Raw genomic sequence first — 18797 nt, 5'->3', positions numbered from 1 at the left:
CCCACCCCTCCAAAAAAAAAAAAAACCCCCCCCCGCGACGTTGCGTTTTAGCCAAAACGGTTACTTGGCTCTGGGATTGTCTCGGTCAGCGTTCTGTGTCCGAGACTGGGATCGACTATGTCGACCGCACCTCGGCGTCTGCCGGCGAGTGACGAATAGATTCTATGACTTTCCACTCAAATTGCCGCGGATGCCCATCTTCCTGTGATGGTGAGGTAAAATGCTTGCGCGTAAGCTGACTTATGCTATGCTGAATCCGTAGTGATGCCGGGCACACTCGAGTTGTTGGACTACTTGGCTGAATGGCAGAAGTCTCGACCTGTGATAGAACCGGCTTCGATCTTTAGGCACACCTGACCCAAGGGTATCGAATGGATGCGGAATCTAATCGAGAATAATTGATCATAGGGACCGGACCGGATCGCCGGCTCGGGCGAGCTGAGCTCGCCGCCGCCGCCCTCGCGAGCATTTCTGTATCGACGCTCGCTGGCTGAACTATCTTCAGCTGAGTTATTCCTGAGTGGAAAAGGTTACATTCAGATGCCCGATTCTCGAGTGCGCGAGAATTTCAACGGAAGAACCAAGGACGGCTCCGATGATTGCTACGACAACTCCGCTGCAGTCGGAAGATGCTCTGCGTGGCGTGCATCCTGACGACAAGGATCCACCGCCGACTGCGTCGCGGGACCGTAGCCGAGGGGTCGTGGGTCGTACACTACACTACCTACGCACCACCCCGCTTCTGTCGCTGGCCACAATTGGTCGATCGGTCCGACTGACGGCAGCTGTAATCCGCTATGCGACAGTCGATATCGTGCATCTGCGCCTTCCGGTACACGAGGTTGCCCTGCAGATGTGGTCGCTGCTGAAGGTGACAGCCCTTCCCGCATTGCTGATGGCAGTGCCCATCGGGGCTGAAGTGGCTGTTCAGGTCGGCGGAATTATGAACCAGGTAGGAGCGAACTCGCTGGCCGGCGCTGCCAGTGGTCTCGGCGTTGTCGGGCAGGGTGCTCCAATGGCCGCGGGGCTGCTGATGAGTGGAGCCGCAGCCTCGGCCATCGCATCAGACCTCGGCGCCCGATCGGTCCGCGAGGAGATCGACGCGATGCGAGTCATGGGCGTGGATCCTGTAGAGCGGCTCGTCATGCCGCGGTTCCTGGCTATGATCGCGATCGCGCCGGTGTTGTGCATCGTCATTATTTCAGCTGGTGTTTTCGCCGGACTCGCGATCTCCAACTACGTCTCTGGTGTCGTTCCGGGTAGCTTCTGGCAATCGTTCGGTGCGTTCGCTACACCCACTGACCTGGGCTTTTCGGTTCTCAAAGCGGTGGTATTCGCCGGGATCGTTGTCCTCATCGCGAGCTTGCGGGGCCTTGAGGCAAAAGGCGGGCCGAAGGGTGTCGCCAATGCGGTCAACGCGTCGGTCGTCCTCAGCGTGTTCTGCATCTTCATGACGAACCTATTGATCAGTCAGCTGCAGACCATGTTCTTCCCGGCGCGATTGGCATAACCGTGAACACACCTTCGAAGTACCAGCCGTTCCCACTATCGTCACCTCTTCTTCGGCCAGTTCGAGCGGTTGGCCGTGGTGTGGCGGGGATGTTCGCCGAGCTGGGCCAGATCGCCGTATTTTCAGCGAAAACCGTCTACCTGCTGCCGACAACTGTCCGACACTACCGTCAGCAGACCATGAAAACCACCAACAGCATGGCCTGGGGCAGCGGTTCCCTGATCGTCGACGGTGGTGTGATCAGCCTGATGTTCTTCCTCGGTGTTGCTGTTGGTGCGGTGGTCGCTATTCAGGCGTTCACTGCTCTGGACTTGCTAGGGTTCGGCCCTTTGACGGGCATCATCGGATCGTTCGCCAACATTCGAGTCATCGCGCCGATCATCACCGGGATTGGTTTTGCCGCGCAAGCCGGCTGCCGAATGACGGCAGAAATCGGATCGATGCGTATCTCCGAGGAGATTGACGCGACCGAGTCCATGGGTCTGCGCGCCATCCCCTTCGTGGTCGGAACGAGGCTTATCGGTGGCATGCTCGTCGTGCTGCCCGGCTATCTGATGGCACTTGTGGTCAGCTTCGTTTCGGGCAACTTCATCGTCAAGGTTATGCATCGCCAGCCTGCCGGCACCTACGACCACTATTTCAGCCAGTTCCTGAGTGTCCCCGACCTGATCGCCTCCGTAGCCAAAGTCCTCGTCTTTTGCTCGGTTGTCACCGTCATCCACTGCTACTACGGGTATTTCGCGTCCGGCGGACCCGCCGGCGTCGGTTCGGCGTCCGGCCGGGCGATCCGGGCGAGTCTCGTCGCCATCGTAGTACTCAACTTCTGCATGACAGTGGCCATCTGGGGCCTCAGTCCGCTGCTGCAGTTCAAGGGGTAGAAGAATGAGTAAAACGAGGAACCAGGACTTCCTCCGAGGAACAGACGGACAGCAATCGAGGGTGATCTACCTCGGGGCACTCGCGACCGTTCTCGTCATCGCGATGATCGTATTCATCGCCGGCTGGGTCTATCCGCGGGTCGCACCGGACGATGCGGTCGAACTCGGCCTGGACGTCCCCTCGGTGGCACCCGGAGTCGCCGTGGGTACGAAGTTGATCATGCATGGCGCCGAGGTAGGCGAGGTGACATCGCTGGACAAGGTTCAAGCCGGGGTAGTCCGCGTGGGCGTGTCGATGCAGCCGGAAAAGATTGAAGGACTGACGGATTCCTTCGATGTGGACTTCCGTCCGCAGAACTACTTCGGCGTCACGGCGGTCAATGTCATCGCCCGACCGGGTGGGCAGGATCTGAAGGACGGCCGAGTTCTAAGCAGGGTACCGGCTGGAGACTTCACCATGTCCACGATGCTCGAAAAGGGCTCTCTGGTCATCGACGGCACCTTGACTGACCCGATGATCCAGACCCTGGACAAGATCATTCGGTATACGGACGGGCTTACCCCGATGATCGAGGCGGGTGTCGTCTTCACCAACCAGGCAGCCCGAGCTCAACAGGCGATGCCGAGCCATTTGATGGGACGCGTGAACGATGTTCTCGCTGTGCTACCTGCCTTCAACGACCAGGCGATCGTCACATTGAACACTCTGTACCAGACCAAGTTCAACAAGCGGCCAGACGGTTCCTATGGCGTCGACGATGCTTTCATGGACGAGACGGATGAGGCGATGGACATCATGTCCGTCGACGTGTTCGGTGGTGCGGGTAAGCTGCTTGCCTCACATGGCACGGAACTGACGCCAGTCACCACGATCATCGAGGTGCTTTCGGACGCCATGCCGGGCCTGCTCTCCGGCGGTGCGGTGGGCAAGGATATGCAGATGTTGGTCGATCGGTACAACGCTGCTTTCTCCACGTCCGGTGACCGGAAGATCCTGAATCTACGTATCGTCTTGGACGACCTTCCCGGCGTCGCGGCACCGCTCGCGGCGGCCGGCGTCAGTACCCAAGCGGCGCAGGAGGGACCGCGATGAGTTTCCGGGTCGAATTTGCAAAGCTGCTTGCGAAGATCAGTGTTGCTGCCCTCGTAGCGCTGCTGCTCTTCGTCATCATTATCAATGCGATCAAGAACCCGGTCGACGGTGATGAGCGTATGTATTCCGCGGAGTTCACCGATGTCTCCGGGTTGCACGTGAACGGTGATATCCGTTCGAAAGGCGTGCAGATCGGCAAGGTGCATTCGATCGAGTTGCGGCGTAAAGGTGACGCCACAATTGCCGCGATCGATTTTTCTTTGATCGAACCGTATCGACTGACCGACAGCACAACTCTTGCGATCAAGTATCAGAACCTCACAGGAGTCCGGTATGTCGACATGCAAGAGCTTGAGGCTCAGGGCAAGCCAGTCGACCACGTGAGCATCGATCACACACAACCTTCCTATGACATCACAGAGCTCTTCAACGGATTGCAGCCCGTTTTGGCGACGATGAGCACCGATGAGATCAATGAGTTCACCGAGAACGCGATCGCAGTGTTGCAGGGCGACGGGGACGGACTCACCCCCATGCTCGACAGCGTCCAGAAGCTCGCCGATCTCGCCCACGATCGAGAACAGGTCATTTCGACACTCACCGCCAACTTGGCACGCATCTCGGATTCGCTGGGCGGGCGTTCCTCTCAGGTGCTCGGTTTCCTGCGTGCAATGAGCTATCCGGTTGCGAGAGCCCAGACCGTACTTGAGGAGATGAAGAAGACGGCGCAATACGGACCTGAGTTCACCCGCCCGGTGCAGAAACTGATCGTCTCACTTGGGATCAGCGAAGATCTCGATGTCGATGCCCTGCTGAAGCAGGCATTCCCTTCTCTGACCGACGCCGCGGGCGCCCTCAGGCTGTTACCGGTGACTTTGGCAGGGCTGCAGCTGCCTCATGTAACCCAGGAGCCGGGGACAGTCGCCTGCAGTAACGGGCTGGCCAGCCTGCCCACTGAGGTCAAAGTCCTTCTGAGCGGTAGTGAGGTAGTGGTATGTCAGCCGAGGTGAGTAGTCGAGTGGTGCGCAAGTTGAGCGTTCCAGCAATGGTGCGGCGGATCGGAAGCAGCGACGTCGCGCTCGGTGCCACAGTGGTTCTGGTCGCCCTGGCGACACTGACCGGAGTCACGGTCTTCTACCTGAATCCGCCCGGGCGAACGACAATTGCCTTCGAGACCACAGACGCGGCATCGTTGGACATCGGCCAGGATGTCCGGGTAGCCGGCATCTCGGTGGGCTCGGTCACCAAGGTGTCTGCTCAGCCCACGACAGTTCGCGTCGAGGCAGAAGTCGATGCCGATACCTTCGTCGGCGCAGACTCGCAGGTATCGGTCAGGATGCTGACTCCTGTCGGCGGTTACGCGATCACCCTGACACCCATCGGGAGCAAGCCACTCGGTGATGCGGTTATCCCCGTCGACCGGGTCAAGGTGCCGTACTCCATTGCCGATGTCCTGCAGGCATCGCCGCATGTGACGGAAAAAGTCGACGGCAAAGTGATCGACGCCAACATCGAGCAGGTGGCAGACGCACTGGAACACAATTCCACCTCTGTCGGGTCGCTGATCAACGGGATGAACAGCATCGCTGCGGTTATGGATCGTCAGCGTGAACAGGTCCATCAGGTCGCTGACCTTGCCTCCGAGTACCTCGTCGCGTTCAACAATGACCGGGAATTTATTTTTGACTTCATTCGGCGCGTGGAGATTGTCGCGAGCACTTACAACTACGCCTCAGCTGGGTTTAACGAGAGCTACCATCGTCTCGGCGATGTGCTCATGCGTGTGACCTCGGTTGAGAAGTTCTACCTGGGCCACAAAGACGAGGTGCTGGCCGCGGTCAACAAGCTGCGTGACGCGATCTCAGACGCCCAGACCAACCTTAAGCCGATAATCGACCAACTACTGGCATTGAAGAGTCAACTCGAGGCTTGGCTGACTCCCGAGGGTATGACTGCCATCGGAGGCGGAACGATCATGGCTTCGAACGTATGTATTCCAGTGGCGGGACGGACGTGCTGAGATGATGATGAGACGTCGAGTATTGGCAGCCGCGATGGTCGGCACAGCTGTCATGGCTGCAGCGAGCTGCTCGAGTGCACGTAGTGATGCACAGAGCTCGGACTACTGTGCTGCCCTTCCCGATGCAATCGGACTGTACGCGGGTAACGCGGTGACTCAAATGGGCCTCAAGGTCGGAACGGTGGGTCGAGTCGAGCCTAAAGGTAGTCACGTAGAGGTTACATTCAGCCTCGACGGCGATCGCAGATTCCCTGCTAATGTTCAGGCGGTCACCCGGTCGAAGTCCCTGCTTGCCGATCGAAGTCTTGAGCTGGTAGGGAACTATGAAACGGGTACTCAATTGCAGCCGGGGCAATGCATCCCGCCGGAGCGGTCATATACGCCGAAAAGCATTTCTGAAATTGCCGGCTCAGCCTCCGATTTCATCGACGCTATGGCCCCAGTCAACGGACAGGAGAGCCTGGAGCGCTCAATCGTCGGCATGGCGGACGCAATGCGATCCAACGGCGTAGTCGCACAGTCGATGATGTCGCATGCCTCTGCCGCGATGACCGGGCCGGACCAGCTAGTCGCCGATCTCGCGGCGAGCATCAAGAACATGGCGCCACTCACCGATGACGCGTTGCGGAACTGGGTGGCCCTGCGTTCCATCCTCGACCAGCTGCCCGAAGTGGTAGCCGCCGGTCGTGATCTGTGGCAAGGGCCCATCGACGTCGTTATCGGTGTGGCGTACTTGACTCCGGTCCTCCTCGACATTCAACGCAATTACGGCGATGATCTCTGGCCGTTCGTCCACGGCGGGGTCGTCGACGCAATCCATCTTGCCGCTACGAGGTCCAAAGACATCCAAAGTCTCATCGCGACCGTGCCGATGATCGCCGACCTGATGCGGCAGCAGTCGGGCCCCTCTGGTTTCGCGGTGCAGTACAAGGTCCCGACAGTGCAGATCGATAACCCAGAAGCGCCCCTGCTGTGCGACGCGCTCAACGCGGCCCTTGTCGGGAGTTGCAGTACCGAAAACGGTCGAGTCCAGCTGCCCGCCACTCGATTGCTCGACCTCGCCCTTTCGAAAGGGGACCGATGATGGTGTTCTCCGCGAGAACCAGATCCGGAATCGGTGCCTTCGCGCTGTGCGGAGTCGTGTTTGCCACCTCGTCCTGCTCCGTCGGCCCCAACGACCTGCCGGTATTCCGCGGCACGCCGAACAACGGGTACGACGTCACACTTGAGTTCGCCAGCGTGATGAACCTCCCAGCCGGCGCGCACGTGATGATGGACGGGCTCAAGGTCGGTGCGGTGGACGCAGTTGACCTAGCAGCAGACTCTGTGCGGGTGACGGTGACGCTCGACGGCGGTACACAGGTTCCGACCGACGTACGAGCCGTGATCCGTCAGAACACGCTACTTGGCGACACCTACATCGGTCTGGATCGGCCGTTTGAAGGAGCCACCGGCGCGTTCCTGTCCGCCGGGTCTACTGTGCCGGTGGAAAGAACGTCGTCGCCGCCTCAACTCGAAGACACCATCGCAGTGCTCGCTCATTTCGTGAATGGCGGAAGCATCCAGCGTGTTCAAGAGGCGATGTCTAAGATCAATACTGTGATGCCGGAAATGCTCGATCTCCAGCACATGGCATCCACTGTGGCAGTCGATCTTCGCGATCTGGCAGGTAACACCGGCGAAATCGACCGCTTCCTCGAGGGCCTGGATGCCACCGCACAGTCTGTCAACAACAGGTCGGACATCGTGTCGACGGTATTCACCGACAACGCGGTACACTTCTGGTATAGGTGGGCGCATAACATCGTCGGCTATGTCAGTAAGGCACTCCCCGCCATCGGCAGCATTTTCGAGGGTGGGCTATGGATGGTGCCGATGCTCGAGTCTCTCGCTGACACAGCATCAATGGGTCGAGGCATATGGGATGACGCTCCGACGACTGCGGCTAAACTCTCGGAATTCCTGCGGCTGACCCTGCTGCCCTTTGTAGAGAATCCTTCCATCAACGTGCTTTCAGTCGAGTCGGCCAAGGGTGATCAAATGATCGCGGACGTCGAAAATGTCTTGCGGATGCTGGGGGCAGTCAAATGATATTCACTCGAAGTCGTCTTTCCGTGACGGGCATGGCGGCGATCGCTGTTCTCTCATTTGTCTACATGGATTCGCTGGGCTTGCAGACCGGCGCGTTCGAAGATCGGAAAACGGCCTCGATGTCCGTAACCGATACCAACGGGCTCGTCACTGGAGCGAAAGTCCTGTTACGGGGCGTCGAAATCGGCCATATCACTGGCGTTGACACGTCCGCCAAGGGTGTCCAGGTGGACTGGAACTATGAGGCGGGCTACCAGATCCCTGTGGACAGCAGGTTTCGGGTGGACAACCTGTCTGCATTGGGGGAGACGTACCTGGCCGTGCTGCCGGCCGCATCGTCGGGCCCCTACCTGGATGACGGTGCTGTTATCGACGCGAGTCACGTCACTGTTCCGACCACCTTCAAGGAGTTGTCCGAGAAGCTCACCCGGTTTCTTGAACAAGTCGAACCGGCGCGAGTTCAGGAACTCTTCAAGGAAATCAATATCTCGTTGCCAGACGATGTTCGGGTGCTCGGCAACCTGAACGCAGCAGGCGAGTTGCTGGCGGCCGCCATGACGCGCGAGTCCGACAACCTCGCGCTGTTGCTGAACACAATTCAGCCGATGCTGCTCGACAGCGCCACCATCCCCAGCGATCTTGCCCGGACGACTCCTCACCTTGCCGGTTTCGGCCACGGCTTCAACGAGTTGGTCGACGGTATCTATTTCGCTATGGTGTTCTCCCCATTGCGCGATGCTGTGAAGTACGGAGCGAAGCCGCTCATTGCCGACGGGCTGCAGGTATTTCTCGACAAGAGTGCGGCAGATCTCAACATCCTCGGTACAGACCTGCTCCCTGCCGCCCGTGCGGCAGGCGCCGCACTGCAAACAGTTGACATCAGCCAGCTTTTTGCAAATGCAATGCGGGCAACCGAATCCGGCAACGCCGTGACGATCAACGTTCCTCTGCCGGGGGGTGGATAGTACTGCGAATCCGTAGCCAGATCTATCATTTCACCCAGGAAGTTTGATATGTCTCTGAAATTTGAAGTACTGGAACAAGATACCGCTACACCTGCTGCGAACGGTGTCGAGGAGCCCACGCAGGCGGATTCCACCGCGGGAAAGGCGACGGGGCCAGCCAATCTGCTTCACCGCCTCGGCGGGCAGCCTGTTCAGCTGAGAACCCTTGTCGTCGCGGCTGTGATCGGCTGTCTGGTTGTGGCCTTCGGTGTCGTGGGGTGGCAGTTGCAGTCGAAGTCGAACGAGCTCAACGACCTCTATGCGACTTCTGCCCTCCACAAGCAGGTCGAACAAGTAGCCCTTGACTACTCAGCCGGTGCGGCAGAAATGGATTTTCGGGATCTTCCAGCTTGGAGTGCCCGGCTGACCAAGGGGACGACGCCGGAACTGTCGAACAGGCTTTCCCGCGCGGCCGCGTCGATGGAGCAGATCATCACCCCTCTGCAGTGGACGTCTACCGCGCGGCCCATCGCGGCGAAAATTGTGTCGGAATCCAATGGGGTCTTTTCGGTGAGTTGCTTCGTCAGTGTGCTGACCAAGAACTCGCAGGCGCCAGACGGAATTCAGTCGACTGCTACGTATCATCTGTCGATCGACAGTCGGAACAACTCGGCGATCACGGAGATCGGTGGCATCGACTCTGCTTTGCCGGGCACAGCGACGGCCCAACCGGCGAATCCGGGTTCGAACCCGCCGGCTCCCGCCCCGGTGGGTCAGCCTCCTCGTTGACCGAGCCTAGTCAGCAACTCCTTGAAGTCCGGGTGCTAGCGAATCGGGTGGGCCAGAGGTGCGAAGAAGTGCCGCTCGGCCCGCCCGGCGAGCCACCTGCTCATCCGGCAACGTATAGGGCTCGCGACGCGAATTCCGGCCATCGGCTGTTGACCTATGGCGACAGTTAATCTATATTCAATTAAACGTTCACGCGAGTCGTGGTTGGAACCGTCCAGCCCGGCGTAGATGATGATGTCGAAAGGTGTCCCTACATGAGAATCGAATTGGATCGGACCAAGTGCACCGGCCTGGGGATCTGTGAATCGCTTGCGCCGAGCTTCTTCGAGGTCGATGAGAACGGCGATCTGATCATGCGTAAAGACGATGTCGCCGACGGGGAGTTGGCCGAGGTCGAGGAAGCTGTGTTCAGTTGCCCTACCGAAGCGTTACGTATTCTGCGGCAACCCGAAGCCGTCCGGTCGTAGGTCCCAAGATTCTTGTAATGAGTTGACTGATTGGCAACTGCGGCGCAGGTGCTTCTACGGGACAGACTGTGTGGGATGGTTGGTGCAGGCTGGCGTCCTCGAGCGTGACAAGTCTCCGCAGTTGTGAATTAGACCGCCATGTCTGAGCTGATGCTTCTATCGCATGGCGTGAGAATACGTGGCGAGGTTTCCCGAGAGCTTTGGGACCTTGCATTATGTGCGGTTCTTTGTTGCTTGCCGCGCTGTTGAAGTGGCCGGTCACCGTCTCTACTTTGCTTGTGTCGGCTTTGATTTATCGAGTTAGGATCTATACTGTTGCCGGCAGATCCACAGCCAGGGGCGAGTTCCAGGCTGAAAGTCGTGATGCAAAGACTTAGCATGCGTTCTGGTTCGAGCATCCGAGCCAGGGTACTTGCGATAGCTCTTATTCCTAGTGCGGCGTTGGTGTTGACGGGCGCCGCAGCCGTTGCGATCCTCATAAGTGACGCGAATACGGAGCGCGAGCTTTTTGCCTATCGGCAGTCATCCATCGAGCCTCTCGCTCATATCGTAACGACGATGCAAGATGAACGGACGACGACCTTGCTGGTGCTCGGAGGCGACTCACGGGCATCCCTCGATTTGGCGGTCGACAGGGCTGCGACTGACGCTGCCGTTCAAACAATGGGGCAGCTTGCTAGTGGCGCTCAGCGCCTAGATTCTGAGGCAATCGCGCGGCTAAATACGCAATTGTCGAGCCTGCTTCCGAAGATTCCGACGGTGAGGGAAGCTGTCGATGCTCGTTCCCTGACGGCCGATGCCGACGGGTTGTACAGCGGGATCGTCGAAGCAATCGCTGACGCCATCGAGGTTAGCGCCGTGAATGCGCCCCAGACAACGACTGTCACCGACCTAACGATCACAGCAGCATTGCTGAGGATCGCCGATCTTCATTCGCGCACGATCGGGCTGGTAGCGGCTGATGCCACCCGCGAAGGCCTTCGACAAAGTGAACGGCGGACGATCACGCAATTGGTCGGAACCTACCGGGAACAGCTGCGCCAGCTCGATGACCATCTCACCGAGAGCGAGACAGAACGCTATCGTGCTCTAACCGCGAGTCCGGCGTGGCGCACGATCTCTGCCGAGGAAGACCATATTGCCGAGTTCGGTCAGCTTTCGATTCCACAGGACGAATGGTTGGCCGCAGAGCGAACCGTCAGCTCCGAATTGTTCGATATCTTCCGCCTGCACTTCGTGCATGCAACCAACGGTGCCGGAACCGCGGCTGATACCTCCTTCAAGCAAGCACTGATCGCCGGATTCTCCGTGCTGATCATTGCCGTGGGATCGTTCCTGCTTGCGTTCGTGGGGGCGAACCGTCTGGTTCAAAGGCTGCGCAGGCTACGTTCGCGATGTCTGGAATTGGCGAATGAGGGACTGCCGTCGTTGATTCGACGCCTCCACGACGGCGAGGAAGTCGATGTCGATGCTGAGACCGCGGTTGTGGATGAAGGTTCTGACGAACTCGGTCAAGTAGCGGATGCGTTCAGTAGGGCGCAACGGGCGGCGATGACTGCAGCCGCCGCCGAAGCCCGGACGCGGGACGGCTTCAACAAGGTCTTCCTCGACATAGCCTTCCGTACCCAGACGGTGGTTCGCCGACAACTCGACATCCTCGACATCGCGGAGTCGAAGCAGGATGATCCTGACCACCTGGAGTTGCTGTTCAAACTAGATCATCTGACAACGCGTGCTCGGCGCAACGCCGAAAACTTGTTGATTCTTGGTGGGAAGCAGCCAGGACGCAGATGGCGCACGTCGGTGTCATTGGAGGATATCGTTCGAAGCGCCGCGTCGGAGACAGAAGGCTTCGCTAGGGTTGTCGGTGTCCGCTTGCCGGACATTCAGATGCTCGGTGGTTCGGTAGCGGACTTGATCCACCTGCTCGCCGAGTTGATCGATAACGCAGCGACGTTCTCGCCGCCGGACGCGCCTATCTCTGTGCGCGGCAATCGCGTCGGTCGCGGGGTTGCCGTAGAAGTCGAGGATCAGGGCGTCGGCATAAGGCCTGACGACCGCGATCGACTCAACGACTTGCTACAGACCCCTCCCGAGTTCCAGGAGCTGGCCGTTGCTGGCCGACGGCATCTGGGGCTGTTCGTTGTCGGCCGTCTTGCACAGCGACACGGTATCTCGGTGAGCCTGCAGGAATCGGCCTACGGGGGCGTCAAAGCAATCGTGCTGATCCCCGCCAAGCTGCTCAACTCGCCGGAGATTGACGAAGCGACACGGCCTGTCGCGCTGCCGGCGTCGCTAGACGATGCGCTGGAGGCCTCGAACGGGGTAGTACGTAGGCCAGTTCGGCACCGTCTCGACGAAAGCACTAGCGGGTCGCGTGGGGCCGCCATCGGATACGAATCGCAGACTCCAGAAGCTGGCACAGCAGCCGGGCGAGCTTCCGTGCCGAAACAGACGCGACTGTCCTCGGTACCAATGGATTTCCCGGCACAAGTGTCGCCAGGGCGATCCCCCTTGCCACGGAGGCAGCGCCAGAGTCACCTCGCCCCGCAACTTCAAATAGACAACTCGGCTCCCTCGCAACGGCCTGTGGCCATCGATTCTGCGCGATCGGCCGAGCAAGCACGCGCCGCTATGAGCTCCTTTCAAGCCGGAACGCAGCAAGCGCGTACCTCATCGGCTGGACACACCACGGAAATGGATGGTCGGATATGAACGACAATGTTGCAGTGGACCGAACTGTCGGTGCACTCGACTGGCTGCTCAATAGTCTTGTCGGCAAGGTTCCGGGAGCCGAGCGGGCGGTCGTGCTCTCTGCGGACGGATTGGCGTTGGCGGGTTCGGACGGGGTCAGCCGCGAGGATGCCGAACACCTCGCTGCAGTATCCTCGGCACTACACAGTTTGGCTCGCGGGGTCGGATACCGGTTCGACAAGGGGCAACTTCGCCAGACGGTCGTCGAGCTCGACGAGGGCTACTTGATGGTGACCGAAGCCGGCCAGGGCGCGTGCGTGGCGCTGCTGGCAGGCATGGACGCCGATCTCGGCTTGGTCGCCTATGAAATCAACGTCACAGTCGGGCAGGTCCGCGACCAGCTTTCGGCGAGTCCCCGGTCCACCGCGACCGCCCCACATGTGTCGTACCATCCGTGAATTTCAACGATAGCGACGAGTGGTCGCTCGCCGATGACCCCGGACCATTGGTCCGGCCTTTTGCTGTGACTCGTGGTCGAGCTGGAAAAGGTCGACATAATCTCGATATTCTGACCTTGGTGGTCGCCATCCGGTCGGAGGCTGCGACCACGGCGTTCGATCGAGAGTATGGAGAGATCGTGCAGTTATGTTACGAGCGTCCGCTATCGATTGCTGAGATCGCCGCGCATCTGAACCTTCTGATGGCCGCGGTAAAGGTCCTTGTCGGCGATTTGATCGACTCGGGACACGTCATTACTCGGTCTCCGTCGGTTCCCAGTACGCCGGATCCGACACTTCTTCAGGCGGTACTCGATGGCATACGCAGGATCTGATCGTTTCAACGAGACCGATATCGGCGCGATTCAGGCCGTAAAACTTCTGGTCGCCGGCGGCTTCGGCGTCGGCAAGACCACCATGGTCGGCACCGTGAGCGAGATTACCCCCTTGCGCACCGAGGAACGGCTCTCCCAGCTAGGTGCGATCGTTGACGATATCACCGGAGTTGAAGACAAGACGACGACCACCGTTGCGTTGGACTTCGGCCGAATCACGCTCGCATCGGATATCGTGCTATATCTCTTCGGCACGCCCGGGCAGGATCGCTTCTGGTTCATGTGGAACGAGCTTTCCTTCGGTGCGTTGGGTGCGGTGGTGCTGGCAGACACTCGTCGGCTTTCGGACTGTTTCGCGGCCGTGGACTATTTCGAGTCCCGGGGGATACCATTCATGGTCGCCGTCAATTGTTTCGACTGGGCCGATGTCTATGACGCAGAGGAAGTCCGCGCAGCGCTGGACCTGCCATCCGGAGTGCCCATTCGCCTGTGCGATGTACGCGATCGGGAATCTGCCAAGCAGGTACTGATTTGTCTACTCGAGCATGTCATGGCCATAACTCCATCATCGAGCTACGGGCCGGGGCGCTAGACGAGCTGATCCGGGGACAACATCGCCTTGTTGGTATAGCCACCGGGCAACTGTTCAGGAAGGGGTGCGCGCGCATCATGTTCATGGCGGACAGTGGTCGCCGGGTCCCGAGGCACCGGGTGGGTATACGCACTGGCAGTTGATCTCAGCGACCGGAGTGTCAACGAGGTCGAAGGAACAGCGGATTCCTGGTCCCGCGGAAACGGGCGAAGGTGGGCAAGTACCAGTTGTTCTCGACATCGGTCCGGTCGGGAGAAAGTCGGCTTCGCCGCAGGTGTGGCGGGCGGGCTTGTGTATGCGTGCATGGCCAGGGCGGCGGTGAGGCTGTAGCCGTAAAGGCGTGAGCGCGTAGTGGGCTTCGGCGAAGAGACTGGCAGCCGCATCCGAAATGTTGGGTGTCCGACTATGTATCGGCCACGTGGGCGGCTTGGTCGACGTGTTTTTCGTCGACCGGCACGTTGGGCATGTCCAGCTTCAATCGGCGGAGGTTCGTCAACCCGCAGTCGATGTCGGCTCTACGGCCGGGTTATTCCGACACTCTGACACCGTTGAGTGCAAATGTTGTCGGGTGTACAGCCGTTTAAGTTGTGCCGAACCTAGTAGGCGCCCGTCGAACCGAGGTCACGGGCGACCCGTCTACCTCCTGGGCATCGTGCTCGCCGCGTTATTACCGGCCAGGTCCACCGCCGATAGCACGGTCAGAGCATGACCGGCTCACCTACGATGCCTGAATGCCCCCATCAGGACAGGCACAATACGTGTCAGGCATATGCTCCCTCATCAGCTGCTTTCATCCTGGGCATTTGCGGCATCCAGCGGCATCGTAGGGGCACGGTGATCGATCCCGGACAGCCCTCCCCAACATAGCGATGCAGTGGCTGCCACTGCATCGGCTTTGGGAACCGGGCGTCCGGCCTCGATCCAATACCGGGCGGCATGGTGGCTTGCACCGACAAGCCCGACCGCCATGGCGCGGGTGTGTTTCGGTGACAGGCTGGATCCGCGAAGAAGCTCAGCGCACACTGCGTCGATGCAGGCCTCGGTTGCCTGTCGTGTTCTCCACTGGACCGATGGCTCGCTGATGAGGTCGGAATCGAAAACCAGTCTGTAACCGGCAGTGTCTTTGTCGACGAAGTCGAAATAAGCGGAGACGGCATTGCTGACCCGCATGGCATTTTCTTCCGCAGCGCCAAGAGCACTCCGGACGCCGGCTACCAGATTGTCGAGGTGCGTCTGCAGTACGGCCAAATAGAGCTCCAACTTGCCAGTAAAGTAGTTGTACAGTACCGGTTTGCTGACTCCCACACGCCGACCGATCTCATCCATGAATGTCGCGTGATAGCCGTTCGTGGTGAACGCTTCATCTGCGGCGAGAATGATTCGGCGCCGGTACCACTCCCTGTCGGCGTGTCTCTGCGCTGCGAGAGCGGACACGCTGGCCGGGTGGTATGGATGGTCGGTAGTCCGATTGGTGGTCATACGTTCCTCTTGGTAACTGGACAGATGCGTACGCGCTGGCCCGCTCGGGTCGGTCGGCTGTTGCGGGCACGAAGGACGGGCGCGCATCGTGCCGCCTTCGTCTCCGGGAGGCGTGAAATTGAATATAGAGTCTAAGCGGGGCGGCGGGTGCGAGCCGCCCTCGTCGTCAGCCCGTCTGATCGACGGGTCGAGGACATCGCCTACTCGGGTTGCTCGGCTGGCCAGAGATGGTTCTTACCAGCACCCTTGCCGCATAAGTCGACTTATGCTAGACTTCATGCAGGATATGTCGCAGGTCACATCTCCGGTCCTCATTGCCGGATGGAGATGACGCCTTCGGTAGAAATTCTACATGGTATTTGAATCGTAATTGGGTTGCCGCGGTCCCCGGCCTGGCGACCCCATCGGCATCGGAGATCTCGATGAGTGTTCGTATGCGGGCCCAGGGTCGACCGCTCCGCCCGGCGACGGGCATGCCGCCGAGCAATGCCAGAGGCTTCAAAGAGGCGCGAGGCGGGGTCGCTCAGGGGAACCCGCACAGCCCAGATCGTCGTCGCTCGGACGTCGCCGGAAGCTCAGAGCGATAGAGGAATCTCGCCCGCGAGATGTTTCCTGGCAAGGCGGGGGTGCCTGCCGCGCCCAAACATCCTGAAGGGCGAGATGGGGCTGTCCTTCACGTTACGGCTCTGATTCAACAACAGGAGAACCAATCGATGAGCACACTGCCTGCAGATCGCGAGTACGACCCGGTCGAGGTGTCCAGTCTGAGTTTCTGGGCCATGAGCCCGCGGGAGCGGGACGTGCGTCTGGCCGAGTTGCGCAAAAATCGGCCGGTGAGTTGGCAGCCGCCCGCTGAAGGCGGTATCTCAGAGCCTGAGAACGAGGGCTACTGGGCGGTGACATCGCATGAGCTGATCAAGTACGTCAGCAGGCGCCCGGACCTCTTCTGCTCTGGCGAGGGGGTTCAAATGGAGGAAATACCCAAGGAAATCCTTGAGGCCGCAGAAGGTTTTCTTGGCATGGACGGCGAAAAGCACATGACCATGCGCAAGCTGGTCAGCGGCGCGTTCACGCCGAAGCAGGTGCAAAGGCTAGAGGAGGGCATCCGAGCCCGCGCCGCAGGCATCGTCGATCGACTGCTCGATATCGGTGAAGGCGATTTCGTGCAGAATGTATCCAAGCACATGCCCATGAACACCTTCTACGACGCGGTGGGGCTGCCCGAGCAGTACAGAGACCAGGCGGCGCACAACGCAGACGAGATGGCAGCCTGGAATGACCCAGACGTCGCGGCCGGAAGGCCGCCCGCTGAGGTGCTGATGGACGGGACGATCGGCAATCTTGCCATCGGATTCGAATTCGCCGAGCTCACGCGAGCCTGTCCACGTGATGATGTGTGGTCGAACCTTGTCAAGGCTGAAGTCGATGGCAAACGGCTCTCCGACGAGGAGCTGGCAACCATGTTCGTGCTGCTGTCATTCGCTGGGAATGATACGACACGAACGTCGATCAGCTTGGGAACCAAGGCATTTCTAGAACACCCCGACCAGCTCGCCTACCTGCTCGAAGACTTCGACGGCCGAATCAACAACGCCGTCGAAGAAGTGCTGCGCTGGGTGTCTCCGATCATGACCTTCCGGCGAACGGCAACTGAGGACACCGAGCTCGGTGGGCGTCAGATACGCAAGGGGGACTGGGTCGTGATGTTCTACGCATCAGGCAACCGGGATGAAACCGTATTCGCCGACCCCTGGAAGTTCGACATCAGCCGGAAACCGATGGGGCATGTGGCATTCGGCGGCGGCGGGCCGCACTTCTGCATCGGCAGCTTCCTTGCGCAGTCGATGCTGCGCAATATGTTCGACCAACTGTTCCATCGCGTGCCCGACCTCGTCTTGACCGAGCCTGAATTGCTTGTCGGAAACTTCGCCGGTGCTGTCAAGAAGATGCACGCGACGACGGGATGTCCTGTGGCGCACTGAAATCCTGCCCCAATCTCCGACCGACCCGTACGATCGGATCCATCAACGAAGAATGATCGAAGGGCAACCCATCGCTGGGTTGCCCTTCGACGCTCGTGTGGTCTTCAACTCAGCATGCTAGTTCTCGGAGTGTAGAGATGGTTACAACGCACCACCAGCGTACTGCGGCCGTAGAGTCTGTAATCGGTATCGCGGTTCGTCTCGGAATTTTTCGAAACACCGCACAGGACGACAGTCTTGACGGTCGGACGGTGACGGTCGAGGGAAAATCGCTACTGAACTTTGAATCATGCAGCTATCTCGGCCTCGAGATGCACCCGGAGGTCAAACAAGGCGTTAAAGATGCTGCAGACCGCTACGGAGCCCTCTTCTCGGCCTCGCGGTCATATCTTTCGTCGCCACTCTACGCTGAAGCTGAAGACCTGTTGTCGCATCTCTTCGGACGCCCGACGCTCATTGCGCCGACGACAACGTTGGGACACATCTCCGCACTTCCGTCCCTGGTCGCTGAACAAGACGCACTCATCCTTGACCGCCAGGCGCACAACAGTATCTACGTGGCGTCCTCGTTGGTTCGGGACTACAACCCCAACGTGTCCTCGATCCCGCACAGTGACCTGACTGAATTGGGAGCTCGCGTCGAGGAACTCTCATCGAGCCACGAGCGAGTCTGGTACGCTCTGGATGGCCTATACAGTATGGAGGCGGATTTCGCTCCGGCTGAAGCCCTCAATCATTTGATGAAACGCTTCCCAAAATTGTGGCTGTACGTCGACGACGCGCACTCCGTTTCGTGGTCGGGAAAGCGAGGAAGAGGTTACGCGCTCGAAGCGCTGGACTCGGCGACGTTGTCGCGCAGCGTCGTCGCCATGTCGCTGGGCAAGGCGTTCGGAGCTGTCGGTGGAGCGCTCACCTTCCCCAACAATGAACTGTTGGAGCGCGTTTTCACCCTCGGCGGGCCGATGCTGTTCTCTGGGCAGGTCCAGCCACCCATGCTCGGCGCGGTGGTTGCGTCGGCTCGACTACATTTGGCTGAAGCCGTGCAACCGCTGCAGGACCGGCTGTGCAGCTTGATCGAACTGTTCAATAGACGAGCAGCAGAACGTGATCTGCCGCTCACCAGCGATTCAGTCGCTCCGATTCGCTGCATCACCGTGGGATCGGTCGATCGTACCTACCGAGCCATCCGTGACCTTCGTGACGGTGGTTATCTCGTCGGTCTCGCGGCGTTCCCCGCTGTGCCCATGGACCGCGCAGGTCTGCGGGTGACTTTGACCTGCCATCACAGCGAAGCCGACATCGAGAACCTCGTCTCTGCGATGGCAAACGCCCTTTCGGTGGCGCGTCCAGCAGCGGGCTGACGGTACCTGTCACGCATGAGAGGATGCTGGGTCCATCTCAGTGGAGCCAGCGCGGACGCAACCGA

17 protein-coding genes are annotated in these 18797 nt (G+C 59.6%); 16 read left to right on the top strand and 1 reads right to left on the bottom strand.

The genetic code is table 11. The features are described from left to right. Window positions 1–595: 595 nt before the first annotated feature. The 14 genes from QH270_RS17135 to QH270_RS17070 all read left to right on the top strand — a co-directional run bounded on the left by QH270_RS17135 (window position 596) and on the right by QH270_RS17070 (window position 13910). The gene (locus QH270_RS17135) at window positions 596–1510 is read left to right on the top strand and encodes an ABC transporter permease (RefSeq protein WP_432420373.1); all 915 of its coding nucleotides are present in this window, start codon (window positions 596–598) and stop codon (window positions 1508–1510) included. Window positions 1511–1599: 89 nt separating this feature from the next. After that, window positions 1600–2388 carry an ABC transporter permease gene (locus tag QH270_RS17130; RefSeq protein ID WP_280343297.1) on the top strand — a complete coding sequence of 263 codons (789 nt, stop codon included), beginning with the start codon at window positions 1600–1602 and terminating at the stop codon, window positions 2386–2388. A 61-nt stretch (window positions 2389–2449) separates the two neighbouring features. Next, window positions 2450–3481, top strand: a complete 1032-nt coding sequence (locus QH270_RS17125; RefSeq protein ID WP_280343294.1) for an Mce family protein — start codon at window positions 2450–2452, stop codon at window positions 3479–3481. Beyond that, the gene (locus QH270_RS17120; RefSeq protein ID WP_280343290.1) at window positions 3478–4491 is read left to right on the top strand and encodes an MlaD family protein; all 1014 of its coding nucleotides are present in this window, start codon (window positions 3478–3480) and stop codon (window positions 4489–4491) included. Before QH270_RS17125 ends, QH270_RS17120 begins: the two co-directional genes overlap by 4 nt. Window positions 4492–4499: 8 nt before the next feature. Continuing rightward, the gene (locus tag QH270_RS17115; RefSeq protein ID WP_280343286.1) at window positions 4500–5501 is read left to right on the top strand and encodes an MlaD family protein; all 1002 of its coding nucleotides are present in this window, start codon (window positions 4500–4502) and stop codon (window positions 5499–5501) included. A gap of 1 nt (window position 5502) precedes the next feature. Next, window positions 5503–6585 carry an MlaD family protein gene (locus tag QH270_RS17110; RefSeq protein ID WP_348537667.1) on the top strand — a complete coding sequence of 361 codons (1083 nt, stop codon included), beginning with the start codon at window positions 5503–5505 and terminating at the stop codon, window positions 6583–6585. Continuing rightward, window positions 6582–7592 carry an MlaD family protein gene (locus QH270_RS17105; protein ID WP_280343284.1) on the top strand — a complete coding sequence of 337 codons (1011 nt, stop codon included), beginning with the start codon at window positions 6582–6584 and terminating at the stop codon, window positions 7590–7592. The genes QH270_RS17110 and QH270_RS17105 overlap by 4 nt, the downstream gene beginning before the upstream one ends. Window positions 7593–7624: 32 nt before the next feature. Next, complete coding sequence (locus QH270_RS17100) at window positions 7625–8557, top strand: MlaD family protein (protein WP_280343281.1); 933 nt, start codon at window positions 7625–7627, stop codon at window positions 8555–8557. A 48-nt stretch (window positions 8558–8605) separates the two neighbouring features. Then, window positions 8606–9325: a hypothetical protein gene (locus QH270_RS17095; protein WP_280343278.1), complete on the top strand. Its 720-nt coding sequence runs from the start codon at window positions 8606–8608 to the stop codon at window positions 9323–9325. A gap of 254 nt (window positions 9326–9579) precedes the next feature. Further along, window positions 9580–9792 carry a ferredoxin gene (locus QH270_RS17090; RefSeq protein ID WP_280343275.1) on the top strand — a complete coding sequence of 71 codons (213 nt, stop codon included), beginning with the start codon at window positions 9580–9582 and terminating at the stop codon, window positions 9790–9792. Window positions 9793–10350: 558 nt separating this feature from the next. Continuing rightward, a complete protein-coding gene (locus tag QH270_RS17085) occupies window positions 10351–12507 on the top strand; it encodes a sensor histidine kinase (RefSeq protein WP_280343273.1) in 2157 nt (718 codons plus the stop codon). Beyond that, entirely contained in the window at window positions 12504–12944 is a 441-nt protein-coding gene (locus tag QH270_RS17080; RefSeq protein ID WP_280343270.1) for a roadblock/LC7 domain-containing protein, read from the top strand. Before QH270_RS17085 ends, QH270_RS17080 begins: the two co-directional genes overlap by 4 nt. Next, on the top strand, window positions 12941–13318 hold the full coding sequence (locus QH270_RS17075; protein ID WP_280343268.1) for a DUF742 domain-containing protein: 378 nt from the start codon (window positions 12941–12943) through the stop codon (window positions 13316–13318). The genes QH270_RS17080 and QH270_RS17075 overlap by 4 nt, the downstream gene beginning before the upstream one ends. Next, window positions 13299–13910 (top strand): GTP-binding protein, encoded by a 612-nt coding sequence (locus QH270_RS17070; RefSeq protein ID WP_280343265.1) that lies wholly within the window; start codon window positions 13299–13301, stop codon window positions 13908–13910. The genes QH270_RS17075 and QH270_RS17070 overlap by 20 nt, the downstream gene beginning before the upstream one ends. Window positions 13911–14690: 780 nt before the next feature. Here the strand turns inward: QH270_RS17070 and QH270_RS17065 are convergent. Further along, window positions 14691–15389 carry a TetR/AcrR family transcriptional regulator gene (locus QH270_RS17065; protein WP_280343260.1) on the bottom strand — a complete coding sequence of 233 codons (699 nt, stop codon included), beginning with the start codon at window positions 15387–15389 and terminating at the stop codon, window positions 14691–14693. A gap of 713 nt (window positions 15390–16102) precedes the next feature. Between QH270_RS17065 and QH270_RS17060 the strand changes: the two genes are divergently transcribed. Both QH270_RS17060 and QH270_RS17055 read left to right on the top strand, forming a co-directional pair. Next, window positions 16103–17371, top strand: a complete 1269-nt coding sequence (locus QH270_RS17060) for a cytochrome P450 (RefSeq protein WP_280343257.1) — start codon at window positions 16103–16105, stop codon at window positions 17369–17371. 251 nt (window positions 17372–17622) lie between these two features. Next, complete coding sequence (locus QH270_RS17055) at window positions 17623–18732, top strand: aminotransferase class I/II-fold pyridoxal phosphate-dependent enzyme (protein ID WP_280343254.1); 1110 nt, start codon at window positions 17623–17625, stop codon at window positions 18730–18732. The last annotated feature ends 65 nt before the right edge of the window (window positions 18733–18797 follow it).

Source organism: Nocardia neocaledoniensis (assembly GCF_029868625.1).
Classification (GTDB): Bacteria; Actinomycetota; Actinomycetes; order Mycobacteriales; family Mycobacteriaceae; genus Nocardia; species Nocardia neocaledoniensis_A.
Note: the sequence above shows the minus strand (reverse complement) of the source record. Positions and strands in the feature narration are given on the sequence as shown.